Annotated in this window: 24 protein-coding genes; 7 read left to right on the top strand and 17 right to left on the bottom strand. The window is 58.0% G+C overall.

The features are described from left to right. The first annotated feature begins 4 nt into the window (after positions 1 to 4). A complete protein-coding gene (gene gabP, locus AC6I7A_RS19850) occupies positions 5 to 1,420 on the top strand; it encodes a GABA permease (protein WP_009092823.1) in 1,416 nt (471 codons plus the stop codon). A gap of 205 nt (positions 1,421 to 1,625) precedes the next feature. On the opposite strand, the gene AC6I7A_RS19845 is transcribed toward gabP, so the two are convergent. From AC6I7A_RS19845 to AC6I7A_RS19835, 3 genes are all read right to left on the bottom strand, one after another. After that, entirely contained in the window at positions 1,626 to 1,928 is a 303-nt protein-coding gene (locus AC6I7A_RS19845) for a YmdA family protein (protein WP_009092822.1), read from the bottom strand. A 366-nt stretch (positions 1,929 to 2,294) separates the two neighbouring features. Continuing rightward, positions 2,295 to 2,714, bottom strand: a complete 420-nt coding sequence (locus AC6I7A_RS19840; RefSeq protein WP_058957075.1) for a bleomycin resistance protein — start codon at positions 2,712 to 2,714, stop codon at positions 2,295 to 2,297. Positions 2,715 to 2,747: 33 nt separating this feature from the next. Next, a complete protein-coding gene (locus tag AC6I7A_RS19835; RefSeq protein WP_058957074.1) occupies positions 2,748 to 3,632 on the bottom strand; it encodes a LysR family transcriptional regulator in 885 nt (294 codons plus the stop codon). Positions 3,633 to 3,776: 144 nt separating this feature from the next. Between AC6I7A_RS19835 and AC6I7A_RS19830 the strand changes: the two genes are divergently transcribed. Further along, entirely contained in the window at positions 3,777 to 4,628 is an 852-nt protein-coding gene (locus AC6I7A_RS19830) for a Vmh family MBL fold metallo-hydrolase (protein WP_058957073.1), read from the top strand. A gap of 52 nt (positions 4,629 to 4,680) precedes the next feature. On the opposite strand, the gene AC6I7A_RS19825 is transcribed toward AC6I7A_RS19830, so the two are convergent. The 4 genes from AC6I7A_RS19825 to AC6I7A_RS19810 all read right to left on the bottom strand — a co-directional run bounded on the left by AC6I7A_RS19825 (position 4,681) and on the right by AC6I7A_RS19810 (position 7,161). After that, positions 4,681 to 5,352 carry a hypothetical protein gene (locus tag AC6I7A_RS19825; protein ID WP_009092818.1) on the bottom strand — a complete coding sequence of 224 codons (672 nt, stop codon included), beginning with the start codon at positions 5,350 to 5,352 and terminating at the stop codon, positions 4,681 to 4,683. A gap of 192 nt (positions 5,353 to 5,544) precedes the next feature. Continuing rightward, positions 5,545 to 5,859, bottom strand: coding sequence for a helix-turn-helix domain-containing protein (locus tag AC6I7A_RS19820; RefSeq protein ID WP_046102778.1), 315 nt, complete (start codon positions 5,857 to 5,859; stop codon positions 5,545 to 5,547). Continuing rightward, on the bottom strand, positions 5,852 to 6,196 hold the full coding sequence (locus AC6I7A_RS19815; protein WP_046102779.1) for a hypothetical protein: 345 nt from the start codon (positions 6,194 to 6,196) through the stop codon (positions 5,852 to 5,854). Before AC6I7A_RS19815 ends, AC6I7A_RS19820 begins: the two co-directional genes overlap by 8 nt. 56 nt (positions 6,197 to 6,252) lie before the next feature. Then, on the bottom strand, positions 6,253 to 7,161 hold the full coding sequence (locus tag AC6I7A_RS19810; RefSeq protein ID WP_058957072.1) for a LysR family transcriptional regulator: 909 nt from the start codon (positions 7,159 to 7,161) through the stop codon (positions 6,253 to 6,255). 103 nt (positions 7,162 to 7,264) lie between these two features. On the opposite strand from AC6I7A_RS19810, the gene AC6I7A_RS19805 reads away from it, so the two are divergent. Beyond that, on the top strand, positions 7,265 to 8,317 hold the full coding sequence (locus tag AC6I7A_RS19805; RefSeq protein WP_058957071.1) for an SDR family oxidoreductase: 1,053 nt from the start codon (positions 7,265 to 7,267) through the stop codon (positions 8,315 to 8,317). A gap of 60 nt (positions 8,318 to 8,377) precedes the next feature. Here the strand turns inward: AC6I7A_RS19805 and rluF are convergent, their stop codons facing one another. Then, positions 8,378 to 9,256, bottom strand: coding sequence for a 23S rRNA pseudouridine(2604) synthase RluF (rluF, locus tag AC6I7A_RS19800; protein WP_058957070.1), 879 nt, complete (start codon positions 9,254 to 9,256; stop codon positions 8,378 to 8,380). A gap of 93 nt (positions 9,257 to 9,349) precedes the next feature. Continuing rightward, positions 9,350 to 9,820, bottom strand: coding sequence for a GNAT family N-acetyltransferase (locus AC6I7A_RS19795; protein ID WP_046102782.1), 471 nt, complete (start codon positions 9,818 to 9,820; stop codon positions 9,350 to 9,352). A 268-nt stretch (positions 9,821 to 10,088) separates the two neighbouring features. Between AC6I7A_RS19795 and sfnG the strand changes: the two genes are divergently transcribed. After that, positions 10,089 to 11,177, top strand: coding sequence for a dimethylsulfone monooxygenase SfnG (sfnG, locus tag AC6I7A_RS19790; RefSeq protein ID WP_058957069.1), 1,089 nt, complete (start codon positions 10,089 to 10,091; stop codon positions 11,175 to 11,177). Between the two features lie 95 nt (positions 11,178 to 11,272). Here sfnG and AC6I7A_RS19785 read toward each other — a convergent pair whose 3' ends face one another. Both AC6I7A_RS19785 and AC6I7A_RS19780 read right to left on the bottom strand, forming a co-directional pair. After that, positions 11,273 to 13,246 carry an autotransporter outer membrane beta-barrel domain-containing protein gene (locus AC6I7A_RS19785; protein ID WP_058957068.1) on the bottom strand — a complete coding sequence of 658 codons (1,974 nt, stop codon included), beginning with the start codon at positions 13,244 to 13,246 and terminating at the stop codon, positions 11,273 to 11,275. 175 nt (positions 13,247 to 13,421) lie between these two features. Beyond that, positions 13,422 to 14,312: an SIS domain-containing protein gene (locus AC6I7A_RS19780; RefSeq protein WP_058957067.1), complete on the bottom strand. Its 891-nt coding sequence runs from the start codon at positions 14,310 to 14,312 to the stop codon at positions 13,422 to 13,424. 469 nt (positions 14,313 to 14,781) lie between these two features. Here AC6I7A_RS19780 and AC6I7A_RS19775 point away from each other — a divergent pair, with 469 nt between their 5' ends. Next, positions 14,782 to 16,905, top strand: a complete 2,124-nt coding sequence (locus tag AC6I7A_RS19775) for a TonB-dependent siderophore receptor (RefSeq protein ID WP_058957066.1) — start codon at positions 14,782 to 14,784, stop codon at positions 16,903 to 16,905. Between the two features lie 31 nt (positions 16,906 to 16,936). Then, a complete protein-coding gene (locus AC6I7A_RS19770; protein ID WP_058957152.1) occupies positions 16,937 to 18,031 on the top strand; it encodes an ABC transporter substrate-binding protein in 1,095 nt (364 codons plus the stop codon). On the opposite strand, the gene AC6I7A_RS19765 is transcribed toward AC6I7A_RS19770, so the two are convergent. The 6 genes from AC6I7A_RS19765 to AC6I7A_RS19740 all read right to left on the bottom strand — a co-directional run bounded on the left by AC6I7A_RS19765 (position 18,020) and on the right by AC6I7A_RS19740 (position 24,894). Next, positions 18,020 to 19,003 carry an XdhC family protein gene (locus tag AC6I7A_RS19765; protein ID WP_058957065.1) on the bottom strand — a complete coding sequence of 328 codons (984 nt, stop codon included), beginning with the start codon at positions 19,001 to 19,003 and terminating at the stop codon, positions 18,020 to 18,022. The two genes, AC6I7A_RS19770 and AC6I7A_RS19765, sit on opposite strands and share 12 nt — an antisense overlap. Beyond that, a complete protein-coding gene (locus AC6I7A_RS19760) occupies positions 19,000 to 19,566 on the bottom strand; it encodes a nucleotidyltransferase family protein (RefSeq protein WP_058957151.1) in 567 nt (188 codons plus the stop codon). Before AC6I7A_RS19760 ends, AC6I7A_RS19765 begins: the two co-directional genes overlap by 4 nt. A 91-nt stretch (positions 19,567 to 19,657) precedes the next feature. Continuing rightward, positions 19,658 to 22,042: a xanthine dehydrogenase family protein molybdopterin-binding subunit gene (locus AC6I7A_RS19755; RefSeq protein WP_082668177.1), complete on the bottom strand. Its 2,385-nt coding sequence runs from the start codon at positions 22,040 to 22,042 to the stop codon at positions 19,658 to 19,660. Beyond that, entirely contained in the window at positions 22,039 to 23,031 is a 993-nt protein-coding gene (locus tag AC6I7A_RS19750) for an FAD binding domain-containing protein (RefSeq protein ID WP_058957064.1), read from the bottom strand. The genes AC6I7A_RS19755 and AC6I7A_RS19750 overlap by 4 nt, the downstream gene beginning before the upstream one ends. Next, positions 23,028 to 23,492, bottom strand: coding sequence for a (2Fe-2S)-binding protein (locus AC6I7A_RS19745; RefSeq protein WP_009092803.1), 465 nt, complete (start codon positions 23,490 to 23,492; stop codon positions 23,028 to 23,030). Before AC6I7A_RS19745 ends, AC6I7A_RS19750 begins: the two co-directional genes overlap by 4 nt. 487 nt (positions 23,493 to 23,979) lie before the next feature. Beyond that, positions 23,980 to 24,894 (bottom strand): alpha/beta hydrolase, encoded by a 915-nt coding sequence (locus tag AC6I7A_RS19740; RefSeq protein WP_230200835.1) that lies wholly within the window; start codon positions 24,892 to 24,894, stop codon positions 23,980 to 23,982. 268 nt (positions 24,895 to 25,162) lie between these two features. Here AC6I7A_RS19740 and AC6I7A_RS19735 point away from each other — a divergent pair, with 268 nt between their 5' ends. Beyond that, entirely contained in the window at positions 25,163 to 25,723 is a 561-nt protein-coding gene (locus AC6I7A_RS19735; RefSeq protein ID WP_058957063.1) for a fasciclin domain-containing protein, read from the top strand. The last annotated feature ends 35 nt before the right edge of the window (positions 25,724 to 25,758 follow it).

Below are 25,758 nucleotides of genomic sequence, written 5' to 3'. Positions count from 1 at the left end.
TGACATGACGATGACTCAGAGTGCGAATGAAGATTCGCTGGCTCAGAACCTGAAACCGCGCCACGTGCGCATGCTCTCGATTGCCGGCGTAATTGGCGCCGGGCTGTTTGTTGGCTCCGGCCATGCTATTTCTGAAGCGGGCCCCGCCGTGCTGATCTCCTATGCTGCCGCCGGGTTGCTGGTCGTGCTGATCATGCGGATGCTGGCGGAGATGGCCGTGGCCTCACCCGATTCCGGATCGTTCTCCACTTATGCGGAGAAAGCGCTGGGACGCTGGGCCGGGTTTACCATCGGCTGGCTCTACTGGTGGTTTTGGGTGCTGGTGATCCCGCTGGAAGCCAATGCGGCAGGCACGATCCTGCACGCCTGGTTCCCCGATGTGGCCATCTGGCAGTTCACCTTCGCCATCACACTCTTACTGACCATTACCAACCTGCTGAGCGTGAAAAACTACGGTGAGTTCGAATTCTGGTTTGCCCTGATCAAGGTCGTGGCGATCATCCTGTTCCTGGCCGTCGCAGGTGCCGCCGTATTTGGCCTGCTGCCTGACAGTCACACCAGCGGTCTGTCGCATCTTTATGACACTAACGGCTTCATGCCAAATGGCCTCGGCGCGGTGGTGGCGGCTATCCTGACCACGATGTTCTCTTTTATGGGCACCGAGATTGTCACTATCGCCGCCGCAGAGTCGAAAAATCCCGGCCGGCAGATTACGAAAGCGACTAACTCGGTGATCTGGCGTATCGCGCTGTTCTACCTGCTGTCGATTTTCTTCGTGGTGGCGCTGGTTCCGTGGAATACGCCAGGCCTGGTTGAACAGGGTTCCTGGCAGACCGCTCTGCAGGCGATGAGCATTCCTCATGCCCGGCTGATCGTCGATCTGGTGGTGCTGATGGCGGTGTGCAGCTGTCTGAATTCGGCGCTCTACACCTCCTCGCGCATGCTCTACTCGCTGTCACGCCGCAAGGATGCGCCCGCGGCGGCCTCACGCACCAATCGCAGCGGCACACCCTGGGTTGCGGTGCTGCTCTCGACTGCGGCGGCGTTTCTGGCGGTGATCGCTAACTACCTGGCGCCCAGCGCGGTCTTCGAATTTCTACTCGCCACCTCGGGTGCCATTGCGCTGCTGGTCTACCTGGTGATTGCCGCATCCCATCTGGTGCTGCGCAAAAAACGCGAGCAGGCGGGTGAAGTCCTGACTTACCGCATGTGGCTGTTTCCCGGTCTGACCTGGGTCACGATTCTGTTTATCGTCACGGTGCTGGTGATCATGCTGTTTGATCCTAAACACCAGACAGAATTAGTGGCGACGGGCGGTTTAACGCTGGTTATTATTGCGACCAGCCTGCTGCTGCGCCGTAAAAAGGCAGAACAGAAAAGCACGCGCTATTTTGTGCAGCGCTCCTCTGACCCGTCATAATTAACTGAAGCGCATTAACAGTGAAAAAGCCCACCTTTTATAAGGTGGGCTTTTTTTTGCATCTGGTTCCCTGGTGCTGACAAAAAGGGTCTGGCGATATAAGGTTTTCTCTGATACCCACTTTTTCGCTGTGGGTTTGGTAACGTTACTTTTATTCCTGTTTCGCCCCGGGCGCAATCAATTTTCGTCAGAATGGCAGAAAAAATTAAAGATAAGTGAGGGACAGAATCCCTCTGGTTTTTTCGGCGTTTAACCAGTGCATTTTCACTTCTGCAGGTAACCTGTCAAGGGCGTGGAGATTTCTGAGATCAGCCGTCGTCAGCGTAGTCTTTCCCCTGCCAGAATCATAACAACTGAACACGACCTGATTCTTTCCGGTGTTCATATCACATGAATCATTCGTCACCATGCCGCGAAAGGTAATCGTGCCTGAATCCGAACCAGCACTTGCTGCCCCGGCGATTGTCATTAAGAGCGTGGTAAAGCCAGCGAGTAAAAATGATTTCATCCTGCATCCTCCTGAATGTGTGTCAGGAGTTATCGGCGCAGATCGCAAAAGATTAAGCACTGAAAAGAGAATTAAATGTAAATCTTCGCCAGCCGGATTTTTCATCGCCCTCGATTTTTTAACATCGATAGTAAAAAAAGAATTTTTTGCGTTAACGGTATAATTAACATCAACACAGAAGAACAGGAGTTAAACGCAAAGACGGATTAGTGGAAAGGTTAAATAAGCTGAGGCACTTTCTGCAGTGATAGAAATGGGCATGCTGATTTTTATTCTGACTGCCTGTTCAAAATAAATATCACTCAGGCGTTCCGGAGTGAGAGATATCCGCGCTGCCCGGCAGAATTCACCCAAAATGTTTTCAGCTCATTCCAGATACTGGCTGAACCGCAGCAGATAACCATCCGGATCCTGCAGAAGAAACTCGCGCTGACAGGCGGTTTTCCCGCCGGTGTCATACACCGTATCCCGCAGCGGGCGATAGAGCGGAATACCCTGCTTTTGCACCCGAGTCAGCACGACCTGGATATCATCCACTTCAATCTGAAAATTGATGCCCCGTCCCAGCGGCCAGTGAAGCTCTGCCGTGTTCCAGCCCTGAGGATGAAACTGCTCAATCATCAGTTGCGCCTCGCCATAGCACAGGTAGGCGAAGTCTGGCTGCTGCCGCTGTATTCTCACGCTGAATTCCAGTACCGTCGTGTAAAAATGCAGTGAGGCGGCAAAATCGGTTACGGTGAGTTCTGGCACCATACGGTTCCAGTAAAGGGGTTGATTGTCACTCATTTCTTCTTCCCTGTTGTCTGTTGTGAGGCTGGCTCAGGCATGACTCAAAAGGTTGCGCTGCAGTTCATCGAGTATCAGCCGCAGTGCTGCAGGCTGATGTTCCCGCGACAGGTAAAGTCCCCAGATGCCAATGCGTCCCGGCTCATAATCGGGCAGTAAGGTGACCAGTTTTCCGCTTTCCAGAGCGTGACGCGCCTCCTGCTCGGGCACCATCGCAATCCCACAGTCTGCACTGGCCGCATCACACAACAGAGAGGAGATCCCGGCGCTGAAATTTCCTTTGACCGCCACCGCCATTTTCTCTCCCTGCGGGGAGGTAAAGTGCCAGCTCTGTCCGGCGAAATGGCTGTAACAGAGGCAGTTATGGTGCGCCAGATCGTCAGGCGTTTGCGGCATCCCGTGCTGCTGCAGATAGGCCGGTGAGGCGCAGAGGACAGAGCAGCAGTCACCCAGGCGGCGGGCGATAGTGCCCGGCTCCGGCGTATCAGTAATGCGGATGGCGAGATCGATCCGTTCACCAATCAGGCTGACAGGCTGATTATTGATCTCCAGCTCGATGCGCAGGGCCGGATAGCGCGCCAGAAAGGCGGGGATCACCGGACCAACAAGGTGGACAGCCGTGAAGTGCGCACAGGCGATGCGCAATGTCCCGGCGGGTATTCCCTGCGGGGTCTCCTGACGGATCTCCTCCGAAAGGCGTGCCAGCTGGCGGGTCTTTTCCAGAATCGCCTCGCCTGCGGGGGTGATCGTCAGACGACGTGACGAGCGATGCAGCAGACGCGTTCCGGCCCAGCTCTCCATCTCTTCCAGATAACGGCTCACCATGGGACGGGAGATCCCCAGTGCGCGTGATGCCGCACTCAGGCTTCCCAGCTCACAGATCCGGTTAAAAACGGCCGCCGCAGTCACTCTGTCCATCTGTTTTACCTGTTCGGATTATGAAACTCAGCATCTCTGATTTCGGGAATTCTAACAGATGTCAGAATGCGTAAAATAGCGCCACTGACACAAAACATGATCATTTGCGCCGCCCTGTGCGGCGATTACCCTCTGAGGATAAACATGAAAATTGCAGCTCACGCTTTAATTATGATGCTGGCTTCGGCCTCTGCCAGCGCCACGACCCTGAAACTTGAAACTTATAATCCTCAGGAAAAGGGCCTGTTTGCCGTTTCATCTACGCTGGTCTCCGGCCCCACCGAAGCCATTCTGTTTGATGCGCAGTTCAGCACGCAGGATGGTGAGAAGCTGGTGGCGATGATTAAACAGAGCGGCAAAAAACTGAAAGAAATCGTGATAACCTCCGGCGATCCCGACTTCTATTTTGGCCTGGAACCGATTGTTAAAGCCTGGCCGGATGTGAAGGTGGTGGCCTCACCCGCTGTGGTGAAACATATTCAGGAGACCCATGAGGCGAAGCTGAAGTACTGGGGTCCGCAGATGAAACAGGGCGCGCCTGACGCGCTGACCGTGCCAGAGGTGACGCATGAGACAAGGTTTAGCGTAGACGGTGAAGTGCTGGAGCTGCGTCATCCGGATCAGTATGCCGCTTACGTCTGGATCCCCTCCGCCAGCACCATTCTGGGTGGGACGGCCCTCTCTTCCGGCATTCATGTCTGGACAGCAGACACCCAGACCCCTGAAAGCCGTGCGGCGTGGCGTCATATCCTGACAGAGATGCAGACGCTGCATCCGCAGAACGTCATCCCGGGTCACTATCTGGGTGCGCGCCCTGCCAGGTCGCAGGCCGTGGATTTTACCCTCAACTACCTGAAGTCCTTTGAGCAGGCGCTGTCGCAGCACAAAACCTCAGCAGAGGTGATTAGCGCCATGACGGCCGCCTGGCCAGGACTGGCCGAGCCGGGTTCGCTGGAGCTCAGCGCGAAAGTGAACACCGGTGAGATGAAGTGGTAAACCCGCAGAGAAACGGCTGACTTTGCGGCACAACGCGGGGTGCACCAGGGCGCTATTTTTTAGCCAGATAGCGTCTGTCATCCCGCGCCTGTAATCGCGCCTCAGCGGGTGTGGGGAAGATGTAGTGAAACAGGTCGCGGTAAAAACTCAGGTGTTTCAGCAGACCTTCCTGAATCGATCGGCTGATATCTTTGATCAGAAATTCCTGCGTGGTGTTGAAGTTCGTCACGCTGAAAAAGGTTTTGTCGTAGACGTTTACCACCCCTTCCCATTTCATCACCTGCTCCTCCGGGGAGAGGCCTTCCGAGACGGTAAAGATCCCCTTGTGGGATTTCACGCCCTGTTTACTGACATAGGTGGTTAAGGCGTCGTAGCCGCGTTTGTTGCGCCAGCGGCAGAATTCGTAGGGCACGTCGTAATGGGGCAGTACAAAGTCCGGGCTGCGAAAATGCTCATCTGCAATCAGGCCATCCAGCGTCACGGTAAAATGCAGAAAGTCCTGCAGAAAATCGAACTGGCGGGTTTTGGTCAGGGTGACATTAATTGAGTAGTGACCGGCCTGCACAAACCAGTAGTTGGTAAAGCCTGTCACCAGAATAGTGAACGCCTGCCAGTCACTGATGCGTCGATCGCCCGCCAGTCCCCTGAAACGGCTGATCATCATCCGTGACTTCGGATGCTGATACGCTTTCAGCAGCGGATCGTTCATACCTTTCAGTAACATCAGGCTCACTCCATGATAGTTTGCGCTTATCCTGCCACGCTCTGATCAGAGTGAAAAGTGTCGCTGTTCTGAATGTGACCGCTTAATGGCCGTGGCGGATGGGGTCCGGCGGAACGACAGAGGATCTTTCACCACACAGAGCAGGCAGCTGAGAGGCGCCTCCTGATGACGCGCGATGTCCGCCTTGTGAGATCACAACTGCGCGAGGGTTTTGAGTGTTTCAGGATTCTGCTGGACCATACGAATTAATAAAACTGCCTGTGCATTAGGTCTGGCTCTGCCCTGCTCCCAGTTCTGATAAGTGGTTTCACCTGTGTGAAGGTAATGAGCAAATACAGCCTGAGAGAGATTGAGTTTTTCACGGACGTCGCGCAACTCCTGCGGCGTAAGGGTAACAGGCGCGCGTTTTGTCACCTTGTGATGCTTCAGCGTGATCTTTCCCTCCTGGTGATCCTGGAGTTCCTGCATCCCCGTCATGAGTTCACTGAAAATATCGCGTTCAGACATGCCTTAGCCCTTTTTTGATCACCTGCAGTGCCGTCGCCAGCGCATCTCGCTGCGCCTTAGTGAGGTCATCGCGTTGATCTTTGTCGTAAATGGTAAACAGAATGAATTGGTCCTGCTCATTCGTCCAGTAGTAGATCACTCTGATTCCGCCTCTTGCGCCCTTATGCCGACGCTCGTCCCTGAAGCGCACTTTACGCAGCCCGCCGGTATCAGGTATCAGATCACCCTTTTCAGGGTCTGCCAGCAACATGTTCTGAAACGCCCTGAACTGGTCATCACTCAGATAATCAGGCCGGTATTTCTGAAAGCTGGAAAGTTCGATGAAGAGTGCGTCCATGTCATTCCCTATCCCCAATCAGGGGATAGTTTATCCCTGCATCGGCTAAAATTCAATCATGCCGTCCTTCCTGTCTGGTCTCCCGCCTCCAGCACTTCACTTAACCGCGCCACCAGCGCGCGTACCCGGTGAGGAATAAAACGGGCATCAGGGAAAATGGCGTAGAAATAGCGGTCGGGAAGCCGCCAGTCCGGTAACAGCCGTACCAGCCTGCCGGATGCCAGCGCCTCCGCGCCAATCAGGGTCTGCAATCCGCCAATCCCCAGCCCGGCCTCCAGAGCCTGCCGCAGGGCATCGCTGTTGTTGGCGCGAAACACGCTTTTCACCGGAACGGAAATCCTCTCTGTCGCTGAGAGCAACTGCAGCGGGGCGTCCGGGGAAACGCCGCTGAAACGGACATGGGGATGATGCGCCAGCTCAGCCGGCGTCTGGAGTGTACCGTGACGGGCGATCCAGTCAGGGGACGCCACCAGCACGGTTTCAACGGTGGTCAGTACCCGGGCCGCCAGCGTGGGGGGCGGCGACTCACTCAGGCGAATTGCCAGGTCAACGCCCTCCGCAATCAGGTCTGACAGACGATCTTCCAGCGCAAGGGTTAACTGCAGGGCCGGATGCGCCTGCTGGAACGCAATCAGAGACGGCATCAACCGCTGCCCGATGCCGCTCGGTAACTGGATGTGCACCCTCCCGCTCAGCGGTTGCGAGTCGGGCAGCAGTTGCTGCTCCAGCTCCTCCATCGCATTGAGCAGGTGTCTGACCTGCTGCAGATAGCGCTCCCCCTGCTCCGTCAGCGCCATGCTGCGGGTGGTGCGGTGCAGCAGCACGACGCCCAGCGCCTCCTCAAGCGCTGCAATCTGCTGACTCACGGCCGATTGTTTCATGCCGTTCTGTCGTGCCGCCGCCGAGAAGGAGCCCGCTTCCGCCACCCGGATGAAGGTCTGAATGGCGTTCAGTTTGTTCTGCATTTAATGATTTTCCTGATAAGTGATATCCGGCTGGTGGGATTTAATCAGAATCTTTGGCAGGTGAGAATGCGTTCCGTTACTCAACAAGAGAGTGGAGGTAAGCATGACGCAGAAAAACAGGGTGGCATTAGTGGCAGGCGCCAGCGGGATTGTCGGGCAGCAACTCTGCCAGGCGCTGGCTGACAATCACTGGCAGGTCAGGGCGCTGACCCACCGCGCTGCCGCTGCCGGGAGCGGGATTGAAACCTTCCGGGTCGATTTGCGGGATCCGGAGCAGAGTGCGCAGCAGCTCGCTTCGCTGACTGACGTCACGCATCTCTTCTACAGTGCCTGGCTCAGCGCCGCTGACTGGCAGGCGATGGTGGAGCCTAATCTGGCGATGCTGCAGAATCTGGTGCGAATCATTGAGGCTATCGCGCCGCTTGAGCATGTCAGCCTGATGCAGGGATACAAAGTCTACGGCGCGCATCTCGGCCGGTTCAAAACCCCGGCGCGGGAGAGCGATCCCGGTGTGCCAGGTGCCGAATTTAACGCCGCACAGCTGACCTGGCTGAGCGCACAGCAGCAGGGTAAAGACTGGCACTGGAGCGCTCTGCGACCCGGCGTGGTGGGCAGCGACAGGCCGGGCAACAGCATGAATCTGGCCCTGAGTCTGGCGCTGTATGCTTCGCTATGCCGGGCGGCGCGGCTGCCGTTACGCTTTCCCGGTTCGCTGGCAACCTGGCACAGCATGGTCGATTTTACCGACGCCTCACTGCTTGCCGATGCGACGCTCTGGGCCGCACGTACGCCTGCGGCGGCCAACCAGGCCTTTAATATCAACAATGGCGATCTCTGGCGCTGGAGTGAACTGTGGCCGGTCATCGCCGCCTGGTTTGAACTGGCGATCGCGCCGCCAGTTGCTCTCTCCTTCCGGCAGCTTTTTCAGGATTACCGTGGGCTCTGGCGGAAGATTGCGCAAGAGAACGCCCTGGTGCAGCCCGACATTCTGGCCCTGAGTGATGGAACATTTGCGGATTTTGTCTTTGGCTGGGATTACGACATGTTTGGTGATGGCAGCAAGCTGCGGCGGGCGGGGTTTCACCACTATCGCGCCACGGATCAGATGTTTTGCGATCTGTTCAGTCGCTTCAGAGCGGCCCGCCTCATTCCGTGAAGCCCGGATCAGAGACGTGAGGCAGAGCGCGCAGGGGTGGCGCTCTGCGAGGGCAAGGCCTCAGCGCCCTTTCTTCTTGCGGCCCGGCTGGGTAAAGCGCTTGCGTGAGGCACCACCGGCATCCGCTTTTTCAGCCGGTTTCGCCGGGCCTTTCTGCGGTTTTTTTCCCGCCGCAGGTTTAGCAGGCGTTTTGGCTTTCTTTGCCGGTTTTTCTTCAGACGAAGAATTTTCCAGCAGTTTAAACAGCTCAATGAGTTCGTCGTCAGTCAGATCGCGCCACTCGCCCAGCGGTATACCTTTGAGATTGACGTTCATGATGCGGGTACGCTCAAGCTTCGTCACTTCATAGCCAAAGTGCTTACACATACGGCGGATCTGGCGATTCAGCCCCTGCACCAGCGTGATACGGAATACAAACGGCGCTTCCTTTTTCACTTTGCACTTTTTGGTGACGGTGCCGAGCATGGGCACGCCCGCGCCCATACCGGCAATAAACTCATCGGTGATCGGTTTGTCGACGGTCACCACATACTCTTTCTCGTGGTTGTTACCGGCGCGCAGGATTTTGTTGACCAGATCGCCGTGGTTGGTCAGGAAAATCAGGCCCTGTGAATCTTTATCGAGACGCCCAATCGGGAAGACGCGCTTACTGTGATTAACGAAGTCGCTGATGTTATCGCGCTCGCCCTCTTCCATCGTGGTGATAATTCCCACCGGTTTGTTCAGCGCGATCAGCACCAGATCCTCTTCATCACGCGGCTCGATCAGCTGACCATTCACCTTCACCACATCGCCTGCAAATACCTGCGCGCCCACAGTGGCGCGTTTGCCGTTAATAAAAACGTTGCCCTGCTCGATGTATCGATCGGCGTCGCGGCGGGAGCAGATACCGCTCTCGCTGATGTATTTATTGAGACGAGTTGATGAGTCAGTCAGCATGGTTCCTCCAAAAAACGCGGACTATACCTTACCGGCGTGAGCTTGCGAAGTCTTTGCGCGGGAAACTTGTGGCACGCCCCGCGCAGCAGAGCGTCAGAGCGTAATCGCCATCTCCACACAGCGTAACGCACAGCCCGCCAGCTTCGAAGGATAGAGACTTTCGCCCAGAACCCGGAAGCCATGCTGCTGATAAAAGCCGGCGGCGTTGGGCGTCGAAGCCAGCGTCAGACGGTGATAGCCACGCTGCAGCGCCTCCGCTTTGATTCTGTCGATAATCCGGCCCGCCAGGCCCTGTCCGGTAAATTCAGGCAGCGTAAAAATCGCCTCCACGCTGGCCGCGCTGAGATCCAGCAATCCGGTCGCAACCGGCTCGCCGTCCGGGCCATCAATCACAAAAAAGGGGTTCTCGCGGATCATCGCCGGAAAGCTGGCGGGCATCCGATCTGGCGTCCAGGCGGTCAGCACCTCTGGCGGATAGACATGCTGGCAGCCGTGGCGGATCGCCCGATTTCTGATCTCCCATAAACGATGCGCCTCTTCAGGCGAGGCTTCTCTGACTATCATACTGCCCTCCTTTTGCTGAATACCCGGTTCGCTATCACACCACGTTGTGGCGCACTCGGCTACCTGCAAAACAATGCTGTTGCATTGGCAAACCGGCTGTTTTCATCCTGCTGCATCTGCAACAGTACCGGCGGCGTCAATCCGGCTTCACTGTTGTTAAAACAGCAGCTTACTGACTGGCATGGTTACTGCTTAGCCTTTTCTTTTATATCTGAAAGTTTGGACAAACTTACGTTACCAGTGATTCAGCTATATCAGGAGAGCAACGATGTCAGAAACTCAACCCCTGCAGTTCGCCTACTGGGTGCCGAATGTCTCAGGCGGACTGGTGATCAGTCAGATAGAGCAGCGTACCCGCTGGGATGCCGGATACAACCGGAAACTGGCGCAGATCGCCGAAGAGGCGAGCTTTGACTACGCGCTGACGCAGATCCGTTTTACCGCCGGTTATGGCGCGGACAATCAGCATGAGTCGGTCACCTTTTCTCAGGATCTGCTCAGCCAGACGTCGCGATTAAAAGTGATTGCGGCTCTGCTGCCCGGCCCGTGGAATCCGGTGCTCGCGGCGAAGCAGATCGCCACCATCAGTCATCTCTATGGACCGCGCATCGCCGTGAATATTGTCAGCGGCTGGTTCCGGGGTGAATTTAAGGCGATAGGCGAGCCCTGGCTCGATCATGAAGAGCGCTACCTGCGCTCGGAAGAGTTTATCCGCTGCCTGCGCGGCATCTGGCGCGAAGAGAGCTTTACCTTTGCCGGGGATTTTTATCGCTTTCGCGACTACGCCATGAAACCGAAACCGCTGTCACCGCTGCCGGAAATTTTTCAGGGCGGCAGTTCACGGGCGGCGCGGGATATGGCCGCCCGGGTGTCAGACTGGTACTTCACCAACGGCAATACCCCGGAGGGGGTGCGTCAGCAGGTGGCCGACATCAGGGCGAAAGCCAGCGTCAACCAGCACAAGGTGCGGATCGGCCTGAATGGTTTTGTGATTGCCCGTGACAGTGAGCAGGAGGCGCAGGCGGTGCTGCAGGAGATCATCCGCAAAGCTAACCCGGATGCGGTCAAAGGCTTTCAGCATGAGGTCAGAAATGCGGGCAGCGCATCACCGGAGGGCGAGGGAAACTGGGCGAAATCGTCGTTTGAGGATCTGGTGCAGTATAACGATGGCTTTAAAACCAACCTGATCGGTACACCGCAGCAGATTGCCGAACGGATTATCGCGCTGAAGCGGGCCGGTGTGGATCTGCTGCTGCTGGCGTTTCTGCACTTTCATGAAGAAGTGGAATTCTTCGGACGTGAGGTCATACCCCGGGTGCGTGAGCTGGAGGCGCAGGAAGCGCTGGTTCGCGCATAGCTGCCGCCTTTTTTTGCTGGCTGTGCTGCAGGTTACCTGCCGCTCCGCGCTGGCGGGCGGCAGGTTCAGGACGTCAGCGCCATTGATCTGCCCGGTTAAAAACGGGCATTCACTCCCACGTTCCACGTCACCTGATGCGTCTCACTGTTACCCGCTACGGCCGAAACGCCCGCAAAGGCATTCACTGCGGCACCCAGCGGCACGCTGGCTCCCACGGCCATGTTGAGCCAGTTGTCATCTGTGCCATCACTGCTGCGGGTAAAGGCGGTGCGGGTCGATTTCAGTCCGGCCGTTACCGCAGAATCACTGTCACCAAACTGATGGTTGTAACTGATCTGCGCCCAGGGATTGACCGGCAAATCTTTGCTGTCGATACGCCAGCCCAGGGAGCCGACCTGTGCGTGCAGCGTCTGGTCGCCAAAGCGCATAGAGGTGCTGCTGTTGCCCTCTTCCTGATAACCGCCGACCCGCGTGTAGTCGAGCGCATAGCTCGCCACCGGTCCGGTCGTGACGTAACGGCCAACGGGAAGATCCCAGCCGGTCTGCACCCGCATCCCCAGCACTTTCCCGCCACTGTTACCCTGTTCGGTACGGGTCGCAGGCCCCAGTTTCACCTGGCGTTTAATATCGTCGAAATTCAGATCGGCATAGTGGGCGTCCGCGTTTATCCAGCCGTGGTCGAGGTAGTTCAGCTGGCTCCAGATCGCCACCAGATTACCGCGCAAGCGGTAATCGAAGCGCGACGAGGGCTGCTGGCGCTGCGAGGTGGTGGAGAGCATCGCGCCGGCCTGCCACGCATCGGTCAGCTGATAGCCTACACCCACTGTGCCGGTGGCGCTGGTGGCATCCCCATCCAGCAGACTGTCGCCACGAAAATCCCGCTGCTGCCCGGCGTAACCGCCAAAAACGGTTAACGTGCCCGCCTCGGCGGGCTGCTGACGCTGCTGCTGCAGATGCCCATCCAGCGTATTCTGCGCATCGCCTACCAGCATTGAGGGGACACGGCTCAGCGCCGCCACCTGCAGCGGTGCGTTCAGCACTGACTGAATGTAATCGGCGATCAGCGCATGGACGGCCGGGCTGGGATGCAGCCGGTCGGCAAACAGATACTGCTGCGAGGATGAAAAGCCTGGCGTGGAAGCGGTGCAGTCCATCGACGACACGCCGGGCGGGCAGGCCATGCCGGCGGTGTTGGTGAGTCCATAGCGGACCGGATTATCGATCACCTCATTAAACAGGCCATTGATATCTACCCGTGCGATGTTGCTGCGGGCCGCCAGCAGCCCCTCCTCTTCGGCCTGATTGTAACGGTCGGTCAGCGCCGAGGCGGCCTCACTCAGCAACCGCCAGGCAGCAATCAGCTGCTGCGCGAGCGCCTCACGGATCGGCGGAATCGCAGAAAGCTGCCCCGCCGCCTCACCCAGGGCCGTTTCAATCGCCTGCTCGCGCGCGGCCCGGTCTGGCGTGGTGCGGGTGCTCAGCGACTGAAACAGCGCCGCCGTGGCCGGTTGCGCGGCGGGTCCGAGCGTCTGCAGAATCGCCTGCAACAACGCGGGGGTGGCCCCCACGTTGGGCACCGTCGGCACAATCACCGTTCCGGCACCGGCATCCAGCAACCGGCTAACCTGTGAGGCCGCCGCACCGGCGCTGTTATCGACCAGCTGCCGGGCAGTCAGGGGGGAGAGCGCCGCCGCGGCTAAGTCATTGCCGCCGATCCAGTGGATATAGAGGCCATCGGGATCGGCCCGCCCGCCGCGGGATGCCAGATAACTTTGCAGCTGATCCTGGGTATTAAACAGGGGATTGATCGCCGGTACCGCGACGGCGCCGCCCTCGGCATAGTTGTTTCCGCCCTGCGATGAAGGACGTAAGGTATCGCCCAGCGACTGCGCGACGATCTCGTCATAGAGCGGGTGGGTTGCGCCATCATAGGTAAAGCGCCCTACGTTCCCGCCATCGCTCAGGCTGTCGCCAAAGACGGTGAGGTGGCTCCATGCCGCGGCGGGCAACGGTGACAGCAGACTCAGGATCGCACAGCAGAAAAGGGTTTGCGCGTGAAGGGGTTTCATCAGCAGCTCCGCACAGGGGTAAAGAGGATGAACCGCACCCGATGGCACGGTTAGCAGTAAGCGTAGTCGTCCGGCGAAAGAGGCTGAGAAAAAGGCGAGATCTGGCTCGCAAAGCGGGAAAAATCTGGCGTGAAAGCGGTCTGCGGCCGCACCAGCCACAGCGGAGTCAGCACGGCTACTTTTTAGTGGCGGGCTTCAGGCCACGATAGAAATCCTGCAGACGTTTCATGGTTTTGACCGTGCGCTGCGGCATCGCAGAAGCCACCGACAGGATCAGCATCTCCAGACAGACCATGATGGTGCCATGCAGCGGAATGCGTCCTTTTTCACCGCCGCGAGGCACGTTGATCACCACATCGGCTTCGCGGGCAAAAAAGGAGTCGGTGGCGTTGGTCAGCAGGACAAGCGGAATGCCGAGCCGTTTCGCCTCACGCACGACCGTTGTCCCCTCCCGGTGCGCCGACTGCTGCGCCATCATCACCAGCACATCGCCCCGCTGCATCGCCAGCATCTGTTCAGCCAGCGCCACACCGGAACGGTTCAGTGAAAAGGCTGGCAGGCCGATGCGGTTAAGCAGCCGCACGCTGTAGTCCGCCAGAATGCCCGATGCGTTGATGCCAAAAATCGCGACGGCGCGCGCTTCGCTCAGCAACGTGACCGCATCCGCGACCGCCACGCGGTTCTGCGGCTGAGAGAGCACCTCACAGGCGTGGCGGTGGCCCGACAGCACAAAGTCGATGGCGCTGCTCACGTCGCTGGTCACCTCACTGACGGTCGTCACCATCTTATCTTCGGAGGTCAGCGCCGGGCCGAACCAGACTTTCAGCGTCTCTTTCAGGTCGCGCAGGCCGCTGAAACCCAGGGCCTGAATCGCGCGGATGACGGTGGCATCTGAGGTCTGATTTGCCTGGGCGATCTCCATCGCCGTGCTCTCCAGCACCGTTTCGCGCTGTTGATCGAGGTAACGGGCTACGGCAAGCAGACGCGGCGAGAGCTGCTTTTCCCTGGCGCGCAGGCGCTCTGCCAGCACATCGGTTCTGTTCTTTACTGTCCGGATCGATTTCATGCTTCACCTGATTCAGGGGGAATTAATTTTTCGTCTCTCACTCCTGCTCTCATTTTCATGACCCGATCGGCGAAAAAGATGTAGTGAAAGAGTCAGAGTGTCTGATTATTCACCTGATAACGCTGTGGATTAAGCGTCATCATTAAGACTAAAAATAAATAATTTATTGATATTACATATATATAAACAGAGATTCGCTTTGCCTTTCGCTGAAAATTTGCCTCAGGCGAAATGTAGTATTTTACGATTAAATTATATTTACTACTACACCGGCTGATGATTGAATGATTCTCAATTACAGATGAGAAGCATTGTCGTCGGGGCGGTGAGAGGTTCTTTCCCCCTTCCGGCTTAACGCTTCGCTGTTTAACACACTGCATGTTGCAGAAGACCTCCAGGGAAGCCCTGTGTGACCGACAGAAGGTCATGCCGGGCGTTATTGACCTCAGCTTCAGAAACGAAAAGAAAAATGAAAAACAGTTCAGACTCCCATTATCCGGCCCGGCACTCTGCTCTGGTCGTGGCGATCTGCGGCAGCATCCTGCTGCCGCAGGCTGAAGCAGCAACCGACAGCGCACCGGATATCACCGTCACCGCAGAGGCGAATCCGGAGGGAAATTACAGCGCCAGCCAGAGTAGCGTTGCCAGCAAAATGCCCACTGCCCGGCTTGATGAAGCGCAGTCGGTCAGCGTGGTGACACAGCAGCAGCTGGAGGATTATCAGGTCAGCTCGCTGGCAGAAGCGATGCGTTTTGTCAGCGGGGTGAGCGAAGCGAACACCCTGGCCGGCACCGAGGATGGCTTTGTGCGACGCGGCTTCGGCAGCAATGCCGACGGGTCGATCTACCGTGATGGGATCCGCAGCAGTCAGGGCCTTAACGTCGATGCCACCACGGAGCGGGTGGAAGTGCTGAAAGGCTCCTCCTCCCTGCTCTATGGCATTCAGAATCCGGGCGGCATCATCAATGTGGTCAGCAAAAAGCCGCAGTACAACTGGCACTCCAGCGTCAGCGGGCGCTACGCCAGCGAAGGCGGCGGAGCAGGCACGCTGGACGTCACCGGGCCGCTGGGCAAGGGTTTCGCCTTCCGGCTGATTGCCGAGAAACAGAATCAGGATTACTGGCGCAACTTCGGCCGTGAGGAGCACACGCTGGTGGCCCCCTCACTGCAATGGTTTGGTGAGCAGGCCAGCTTTCTGATCAGCTATGCCGACTACCGTTATGATATCCCTTACGATCGCGGCACCGCCTTTATCAATGGCCGGCCGATTGATATCGGCTATAAAGATCGTCTGGATGACAAAGCCAATCACGCCTGGGGACATAACAAAACCCTGAATGCGCACTACGACTGGCAGTTTAACGACGAGTGGACAACCCGTCTGACCCTGGGCTGGAACCAGCGGCGCTATGACAACAATGAAGTGCGGGTGACGGCGGTGAATGCCAGCAGCGGCGTGGTCACACGCCGTGCCGATGCCAATCGTGGTTTTAACCATAAAACCAAATATGTCAGCTGGGATCTGCTGGGGAATACAGAAATCTTCGGCATGTCGCACGCGCTGGTGGCAGGGACAGATTATGAGATGAACCAGACCTACCGCGCGCATCAGTATCAGGGCAGGGTCAACCGTCAGTTCAGCTACTTCAGTCCCGACTATGACCTGCTCTCTCCGGTGACCGATGCCAGCACGGAAAACAGAACCGCGGCCAATAACCTGAACCGCATTCACAGCCGTTCACTCTATCTCAAGGACAGCATTTCGCTCTCATCCGACTGGATTGTGGTGCTGGGCGGCCGTTATCAGCACTACGAACAGCGAGCCTCTCGCGGTGTAAATCCGCAGGTGGAAACCCTGAACGATGAGGGAAATAAATTTCTGCCGCAGGCAGGGGTGATCTACAAACTGACGCCCGACCTCTCGTTCTACACCAGCGTCAGCAAGTCGTTTACCCCTTCCACCGACGTGGATGACAATGGCAACGTCGGCAAGCCGGAACAGGGCACCAGCTGGGAGGTCGGCAGTAAATGGCAGCTGTCGCCGAAACTTCTGGCGACCGTGGCTCTCTATCGCATTGATGAAAAGGCGATGTCGCTGAACATCAATGGCAGCACGCGGGCGATTGATAAGGCGCGATCCACCGGCGCGGAGTTTGAGCTGAACGGCGAGATTTCTCCCGGCTGGGATCTCAGCGCCAGCTACAGCTATGACCAGGCGGAGATTGTCAGCGACCGGGTTAATCCGGACAACAACGGCAACCGGCTGCAGAATGCGCCGCGCCAGTCCGGTGCGCTCTATCTGAGTCATGAGATGCAGGTCAGCGGGCTGCCAGGCTCACTGCGACTCGGCGGCGGTGCCCGCTATGTCGGCACCCGTGCAGGCGATCCTGATAACAGCTTTACCCTGCCCGACTATGTGGTGGCAGATACCTTTGTGGCGTGGAACAATCGCCTGTTTGGTGAAAAAACCCAGCTGCGTCTGAATCTGAATAACCTGTTCAACCAGCACTACTACAGTTCAAGCGGCGGCAATCTGCGCGTCCGTGAAGGTGAAACCCGTAACCTGATGGTACAGGCCCGTGTGGAATTTTAAATCGCTGCGTGCCGGGCTGCTGCTCGGCCTGATGTGCATCAGCGCCGGCGCAGGCGCGCGGACGCTGACCGATATCACCGGTCGCCAGGTGACGCTGCCCGATCATCCGCAACGCATCGTGCTGGGTGAAAGCCGGATGCTCTACAGCGTCGCGCTGCTGACCCCAGGCAATCCGCTGCAGCATATCGTGGGGTGGCCGCTCGACCTGAAAAAGTATGATCCTCAGACCTGGCAGGCTTTTGCCCGCCAGTTTCCGCATATGCGCGAGATTACACCCCTGGGGCTGGATGGGGTCAATGACATGAACCCTGAACAGGTGATTGCACTCAGACCCGACGTGGTTGTCCTGCCGCAGCTGGCGCGTGACGGTGAAAACGGCGCCCTGCTGGAGAAGATGCTCAGCGCGGCGCATATCCCGGTGGTGAAGATCGACCTGCGGGTTGACCTGCTGAACAACACGGAACGCAGCATGACGCTGCTGGGGGAGGTGCTGAATCAGCCTCAGCGGGCTAGTGAGTTTAATCGTTTTTACCGCACCCATATGCAGCGCATTGAAACGCGGCTGGCTGATTATCATGGCCCCCGGCCCCGCGTGCTGTTGCAGCTGCATCTTGGCCGACGAAATGAATGCTGCGTGACTTCGGTAAAGGGTAATCTGGGCGACCTGCTGCGCTTTGCCGGCGGGGATAACATCGCCAGCCAGCAGGTCAACGGGGTGTTCGGGCGACTGAGCGAGGAGAGCGTCATCGCCGCCCGGCCCGACTTCTACTTTGCCACCGGCACCGGCAGCGTGGATGAGGCTGGGGCACTTCAAATCGGACCCGACGTCTCCGCCGCGCAGACCCGGCAGAGCCTGCTGGCACTGACCGGTCAGCAGCACGCCCTGAAGCAGCTGACCGCACTGCGGGACGGCCACACCGGGGCGATCTGGCACAACTTTTACCTCAGTCCGTGGCACGTGGTGGCAACCGAGTTCTTTGCCACCACGCTCTATCCGCAGCTGTTCAGCGATGTTGACCCGGAGCAGACGTTGCGTGAACTGTTCCAGCGATTTCTGCCGATCCCCTTCTCCGGCACTTACCTCTACCGGCTGGCCCCGGACACGGCGCAGCGGTCAGGCGGCTGACTGGCCGCCGTTTTTAATGCGGACAATATCGGCCATCACCGACAGCGCAATCTCTGCCGGGGTTTTGCTGCCGATAGGCAGACCGATGGGCGCATGGATGCGGTCCAGTTCGGCACGATCCATACCGGCGATCTGTTGCAGACGCGCGCGCCGCTTCTCACTGTTTTTGGCTGAGCCCATAATGCCGATGTAGAAGGCAGGGGTGGCAATCGCCTCCATCATGGTCAAATCGTCGATGCGCGGATCGTGGGTCAGCGCCACAATCGCCACCGCCGCATGCGCCCCGTTCAGTTCCAGCCAGCGCGCCGGATGCTGTGACACCAGCGTCACGTTGTCCGCGCCGCCGAAATGGCTCTCCAGCTCCGTCAGCATCTCCGGACGGTGCTCACAGACCCGCACATGGAAACCCAGAATCTGGCCGAGCCGGATGCACTCATAGGCCACGCTGGAATAGCCCGCGACCAGCAGTTCCGGGATCGCCCCCACCGGCAGCACGATCTGCTGCTCGCTGGCATCCAGTGCGGGCAACACCCGACTGGCGGCGATGGCCTCCCACTGCGCCCGTTCACCGGGGCGTATCATTTTTACCAGCGGCTGCTGACCGCTCAGCGCCCGCTGCATCGCCGTCAGCAGGGCCAGCGTGGCCTCATCGGGCGGCAGAAACTCAATAACGATCTCCAGACTGCCGCCACAGGGCAGGCTGACATCAGGCCGCATCCCGCCTTCGCCGTAACGCACCCGCTGACTGCTGTCGCGGTAAGCCCCGCTAGCCAGCTGCGCCAGAAAATCCTCTTCGATGCAGCCGCCCGACAGCGAGCCGCAACTCTCTCCGGTCTCACTGACCGTCATGAGTGTCCCCGGTGCGCGCGGGGAGGAGCCGTAGGTGCGCAGCACCGTGCAGATCCACACCGCTCGCCCCGCCTGAGAATGGCGGAGGGCGGCATTAATGACGCGTTGATCCAGCGTTATCATGAGAATTCCTTTATTAACTGCAGATCGGCAGGAAAATCGATGTCACACAGACAGCCGCGATCGTGCAGCGGCAGGCGGACGGCGGCGGCGTTCACCAGCGCCTGCGGCCCGCTGTCGCCCTGCAGGCTGCTCAGGACCGGATAACAGTGACGCTGAAAGCCCACCGGGTGCCCCGGCCTGCCCGCCACCCAGGGTCGGACGACAGGCGCGTCTGCCAGCGCCGTGCTGACGGCGCGGTAACTCGCGGCTGACACAAATGGCATATCCCCCAGCGCAATCAGCCAGCCGTCATAGTCGCGCGTGGCGTTAACGCCTGCCGCGATCGACTCCCCCAGTCCGCCGCTGTCACACAATACCAGCGTGGCGGAGGTGCAGAGCGCCTGAAGCGCAGCGGCGTCGGGACGCGTCACCACGAACAGGTCAAGTCCACTGGCCGCGGCCTGCTCCAGCGTATGTTGTAGCAGCGGTTTGCCATCAAGGCGGGCCAGTAACTTATGCTCGCCCGCCTGCTGACGAAAACGGCGGCTCAGTCCGGCAGCCAGTACAATTAACGCTATCTTCACACTCTCTCCCTGCAGCATAAAAACGGGCGCAGCCCTCAGCCTGCGCCCGCCTGACCTCTGTCCGGCCTGCCGGAGCAGGTCAGGAACCGTCTCAGATGATCTTGTCGAGCGTAATCGGCAGATCGCGCACGCGTTTGCCGGTCGCATGGAACACAGCATTACTGATCGCCGCCGCCACGCCGACAATCCCCAGTTCACCGACGGCTTTCCCGCCCATCGTGGTCGCCTCAAAATCGGGCTCCCCGACGTTGATCGTGGTAATGCTCGGGATGTCGCCATTGACCGGCACCAGGTAGTCCGCCAGATTGTTATTGATCACCCGGCCATTGCGCGGATCGATAATGCCCTCTTCCATCAGCGCCTGACCGACCCCCATGATCATCCCGCCAATCCACTGGCTGCGTGCCAGTTTCGGATTGTAGAGACGGCCACTGTCGAGCGCGGCCACCATGCGTTTTACCCGGATGGTGCCGAAATCCTCATCAACCCGCACTTCCACAAACTGCGCGCTCCAGCTGTGCGCCGAAAACGCTTCGGGACGGCTCATGTCGTTCAGGTTGCGCACCATTTTGTCGCGCTCGCTTTGCGACATATCATCCGGGAAGGTGCCGCCAGTGACCGTAAGGCTCTCTGCCGGTGCCAGCGTCGCCAGCTGTGCCAGTGAAACCGCCAGCCCGCTGCGCAGAGCGTGCTGCACGGCGTCGCCTTTCAGCGTGAGCTGAGAGGCGGGGGTGCCATTGAGCGGTGACTGTGGCAGCTCGCTGGCCAGCTTCAGCAGCTGCGCGCGCATTCTTTTAGCGGTGTCGTTCACGGCGGCGGTGACGTTACCTGCCAGCTGCGAACCGCCCGCGACGCCGGCGCGCGGTAAGCGGGTGTCACCCAGCTCAACCTCAATGGTGGTGGAGTCGACGCCCAGAATGTCGGCGGCGGTCTGCGCCAGAATCGTGTAGGTGCCGGTACCGATATCTGCGCCTGCACACTGCACCACAAACCGGCCCTGCGGCGTCAGGATGATTTTCGCCTCCGCCGGCAGTTTGTTGACCGGATAGGTGCCGGAGGCCATGCCCCAGCCAATCAGTTCGCGTCCTTCCCGCATTGAGCGCGGCGTCATAATCCGCCTGTCCCAGCCAAACGCCTCTGCTCCTTTCTGATACGCCTCTTTCAGACGGCGCGAACTCCAGGGAAGATCCAGCTGGTAATCTTTATCGGCCCAGTTGCGCAGCCGCAGTTCCAGCGGGTCGATGTTCAGGGCATAGGCCATCTCATCCATAGCCACTTCAAGGCCAAAGGCGCTGGGATTTTCACCCGGCGCGCGCATCCAGCCAGGCGTGACGGTGTTGATCGGGCGCACCTGATGCTGAGCGGAGACGTTCTCCACCGCATACATGCGGGCGGTCACCTTGCTGCAGTTCTCGGCGAAGACGTCAATCAGTGACGTTTCACTGAAGCTGCGCTGGATAATCGCCTGAATTTTACCGTCACGCGACGCGCCCAGCTCCAGCTGCTGCGAGGTAGCCGGACGACCGCCCAGGCCGGTAAAGGTCTGCGGGCGGGTCAGCGACACTTTGATCGGGCGCTTCAGCGCGCGTGACGCCACGCACGCCAGTGCAACGTGGGTGTAAGGCACCGGTTTTGAACCAAAGCCGCCGCCGACGTAAGGCGAGATAATCCGCACGGCTTCGGTTTCAATGCCCATCCACTCGGCGATCTCCACCTGCGCGCCCGCCACCCACTGACTGGGCTCCCAGACGGTGATCCTGCCCTCCTGCCAGTGTGCCACGCAGGCGTGCGGCTCCATCGGCATGTTGTATTCGCGCGGGGTGGTGTAACGCTCGCTCAGACGCACGTCGGCCTGCTGCATCGCCTGCTCTGCGTCACCCATATCGATATCCTGCTTCGACACCGGTTTCGGCTCCACGCCCTCATCGGTGGCGAAAATCAGGCCTCTGGACGTTTCATACTCAATCTCAACCAGCGAGGCGGCCCAGGTAGCCTGTTCAAAGGTTTCTGCCACCACCAGCCCGATGTTCTGACCATTGTGGATGATCTTGTCGTCCTGAATCGGGGTATAGGTTGACTGCGCTGCGCCACCGTCTGCGATGGCGGTGGGCTTGTTAATCTTCAGAGGGTTCAGGTGGGTGTAGACCGCCAGCACGCCTGTGGCCTGCTGCGCTTTTTCCACGGACATCCGGCTGATACGACCGCTGGCGACGGTGGACTGGATGACCACACCATACAGCGGATTTTCCGGCTGATGCTCGACCGCGTAGCGCGCTTCACCGGTGACTTTCACTTTGCCGTCACCCCGGGAGCGTGCTGCGCCTAATCCCTGAACCGGACTGGCCGTTTCTGGCATAGCCGTGGCGCTGTCGCTGGCGCTGACACTCTGCATGTGCAGCCCCAGGCTGCCCGCCGCTGAGATCGCCGCCGTGGCCTTTAATAAATCCCGACGCACCTTGTCATTCACGTCACTCATGCGATTTCTCCTGCTGCCATCAGCGCGCGGGCAATGACCCGTGGTGCCAGTTTTACTTTATAGGCGTTGTGAGCCAGCGCCTGCGTCTCCTGCGTGATCAGCTCTGCGGCCTGGAACACCGTCTCTTCATTGAACGGCTGTCCCTCCAGCGCCTGCTCAACCGACCTGACCCGCCAGGGTTTGGTCGCCACGCCACCCAGCGCAATATGCACCTGGCGCATGACCCCGTTCTCCAGCGTAAAGCCCGCGGCGGCACTGGCGGCGGCAAATTCGTAGGAGCTGCGATCCCGGACTTTCAGGTAGTGTGAGTGACGAAGGGAAGTGGTTTGCGGCACTTCGATCGCCACAATGATCTCATCCTCGCGCAGGTCGTGCTCACGATCGGGCGAATCGCCGGGCAGCAGGAAGAAGTCATCAATCGCGATGCGGCGGGTCTCACCCTGCTGATTCTGCACCACCACAATGCCGTCAAACGCCACCAGCGCAACCGCCAGATCGCCCGGATAGACGGCAATACAGCTGTCGCTGGCACCCAGAATAGCGTGGTTGCTGTTAACGCCATCCCGTGCGGCACAGCCGGAGCCGGGGTTGCGCTTATTACAGGCAGAGAAGGTCGCCGGGTCGCGGTAGTAGGCGCAGCGGGTGCGCTGACGCAGATTGCCTCCCAGCGTCGCCATGTTGCGGATCTGCGGCGATGCGGCCTGCCAGAGGCTGCCATAGATGGCTGGCGCCCTCTGCTGACACTCAGGATGGTCGGCCAGCTGGCTCATGGTGACCAGCGCACCCGCCGTGATGCGGTTTTCATCAAACTGCAGGGTTTTAAGCGTGGTCAGTCCGGTGATGCCAATTAGCTGCGGTGGCGTGAAAACCCCACACTTCATCAGATCGAGCTGCGTGGTGCCCCCCGCCAGCAACTGGCTGCCAGCCTGCTGTTTCAGTGCAGCGGCGTCTTCAGGCGACTGCGCTACTTTCCAGCTGAATTCATTCATGCCGACTCCTTCGCCATTTCGGCGGCGGCCTGTTTAATCGCATCCACGATGTGGGGATAGGCGCCGCAGCGGCAGAGGTTGCCGCTCATATATTCACGGATCTCATCCTCTGACCCGGCATGGCCCTCTTTAATACAGGCGACGGCAGACATAATCTGGCCCGGCGTGCAGTAGCCACACTGAAAGGCATCATTTTCCATAAAGCAGCGCTGCACCGGGTGCAGTTCACCTTCGGCGGAGGCCAGCCCTTCGATGCTGGTCACCTGCGCGTTGTTCGCCTGAACCGCCAGGGTCAGACAACTCAGCACTCTTTCACCATTTATCAGCACCGTGCAGGCTCCGCACTGTCCCTGGTCGCACCCTTTTTTCGTGCCGGTCAGATTAAGATGCTCGCGCAGTGCGTCGAGCAGCGTGACCCGCGGGTCGACCTGCATCTGTTGCGGCTGGCCATTGACCTGCATTGTTAGCGATATTTTTTCCGACATTGTCTGCTTCCCATTGTTGGCGGGCTGAAAGATATAGTTTTTATTGGCTTACTGCTGACGGGATCTGAATCGGGGAATAGCGTGATAACCCTAATCTTTACGCGCGTATCTCTGACTTAAGGTTTAGCAGCTTTTTCGCAATCTGGCGTAAGGATTGGGGAAAGTCAGCGTTATCCGAAGCGCTGAGCGGCCGAAATGGACATAGCCGCATGGCTTACAATCTGCTAATACATTGATTTTTAGTTTTTTTATCAGGACGTCTTTTGAATACAACCCTAACGGCGGCCTGTGTGACTTTTTCGCTAAGATTTTCCGGTAACATCTATCCCGGGGCGATTTTCAGGTGTAGTGGCAGGCTGCAAAGCGACGTTGCACCCCACCTGGACAATCTGCCTGTGTAGGGCTGGCTTTGGGACGGCCGCAGGATGTGGTGTCCGGAGTGAATCAGTAAGCTGCTGGAAACTTATGCACGAAGGCGATCGAAGCGGGCAAAATGCTGTTCAATACTGTCACTGGCTTCAAAAATAGACTCTAAGTGATTGCATTGCCTGATGATGCTGCAGAACAGTTTCGGGTTACCACATTCTTCAATAAATGATTTCATCTCCCAGGCATCTGTTAATTCATCTTGTTCTGCAAACAGAAGAGAAACGGGTATTGTCAGGGCTGAAATCTGTCTGGCAGGCTGACGCGGTGTCAGGGCGTTTGCCATATTGACGCTATATCTCCTGACAAAATCTGGCCTTACTGACAGCACTGTCTCAGGAAAGTTAAGCTTAACGGCTAAGTTGGCACCACAGATCATCCCCCTGCTGAGCGCATTCAGGATGAATGGCCACTTGTTGATCGAGGCAAAAGGTGAGGCGGTTTTTCTGAATAGGTTTGCTGGTGCGAAGGGGCCTAACTCGGGGGCAAGCAGAATCAGGCTGTCGGTTTTCTGACAAGGCGTATGGCGCGTGAAGTAATTAATCAGCATGCCTCCTCCGCTGGAATGACCCAGAAGATGAATTCTGGCTGAGGGAAAGGTGTCTGCCAGCAACTCAATCACCGTGTCAACATCACGCCAGATTTGTTCAGGATGGGAAATGTGGCCTTCCGGACCTGATGACTCGCCGTGTCCCCGAATATCGACAAGGCAGACACACACGGATTCACGCTGGCTTATCTGACGGGCCGGGATATCGTATCCGGCGTCTGAATTTACGCCGCCACCGTGATAAATCACCAGAACATCGTCAACTTCGCCTGCGGGTTCCCAGGTTCGGATCTGAATCCCGTCTATCCTGCGTGCAATACCCTCTTCAGCACCGGGCAATGCCGAATTAAGCTGTTTATAGCGATTGTTGAAACCCATAAAGTCAATCACATCAAAATCCATTTCTGATAGTTAAGCCCGCCGGATGCAGGTGATGAAGAATGCCCTATTTTTTGTGAAAAATCCTCGTCACTACATTTTCCACTCACTTTACATCTATCAGCATGCTGTTTCCCGCACCGCAGTAAAACGGCAGATGTCCAGGGAGCTGACGCGACATCCGGGTAACAGAAAAATATTTTAAATTTCTTTCATCCGTTTTCCCTGCTCATTCGTATTAACAGACAGGGGCAATCTGGCCCTGTCTGCAAACTCAATGAGGGAAGTGAAAATGAAAGCATTCCTGCCAACTCTGATTTTTTCAGCTTTAGTTTTCAGCAGTGCCACTTACGCGGCGAGCATGAGCAGCGACACGGTGATGGTCGGCGGTGCCGCCATGTACCCGTCGAAAAATATCGTACAGAATGCCGTTAACTCAAAGGACCACACCACCTTGGTGGCTGCCGTTAAAGCCGCCGGGCTGGTCCCGACGCTCGAAGGCAAAGGCCCGTTCACTGTTTTTGCACCCACCAATGAGGCGTTTGAAAAACTGCCGCAGGCCACGGTCGACTCTCTGCTGAAACCTGAGAACAAACAGAAACTCACCAGCATCCTGACCTACCATGTGGTCTCAGGAAAACTGGATATGCAAGCGCTGGAGAAGAAGATCAAAGCGGGTGGCGGCAAGGCCGAGCTGAAAACGGTAAATGGTGCGTCGCTGTGGGTGATGGCAAATGGCCCGCATAACATCCAGCTCAAAGATGCGCAGGGCAATATTGCCAGCATTACAACGTATGATGTTAACCAGAGTAACGGCGTTATCGATGTGATCGACACCGTGCTGATGCCATAACGCATTACCTATACTGTGTGTGGCCACCAGCACGG

Source organism: Type-F symbiont of Plautia stali (genome assembly GCF_059731105.1).
This window is presented reverse-complemented; position numbering and strand designations above follow the sequence as displayed.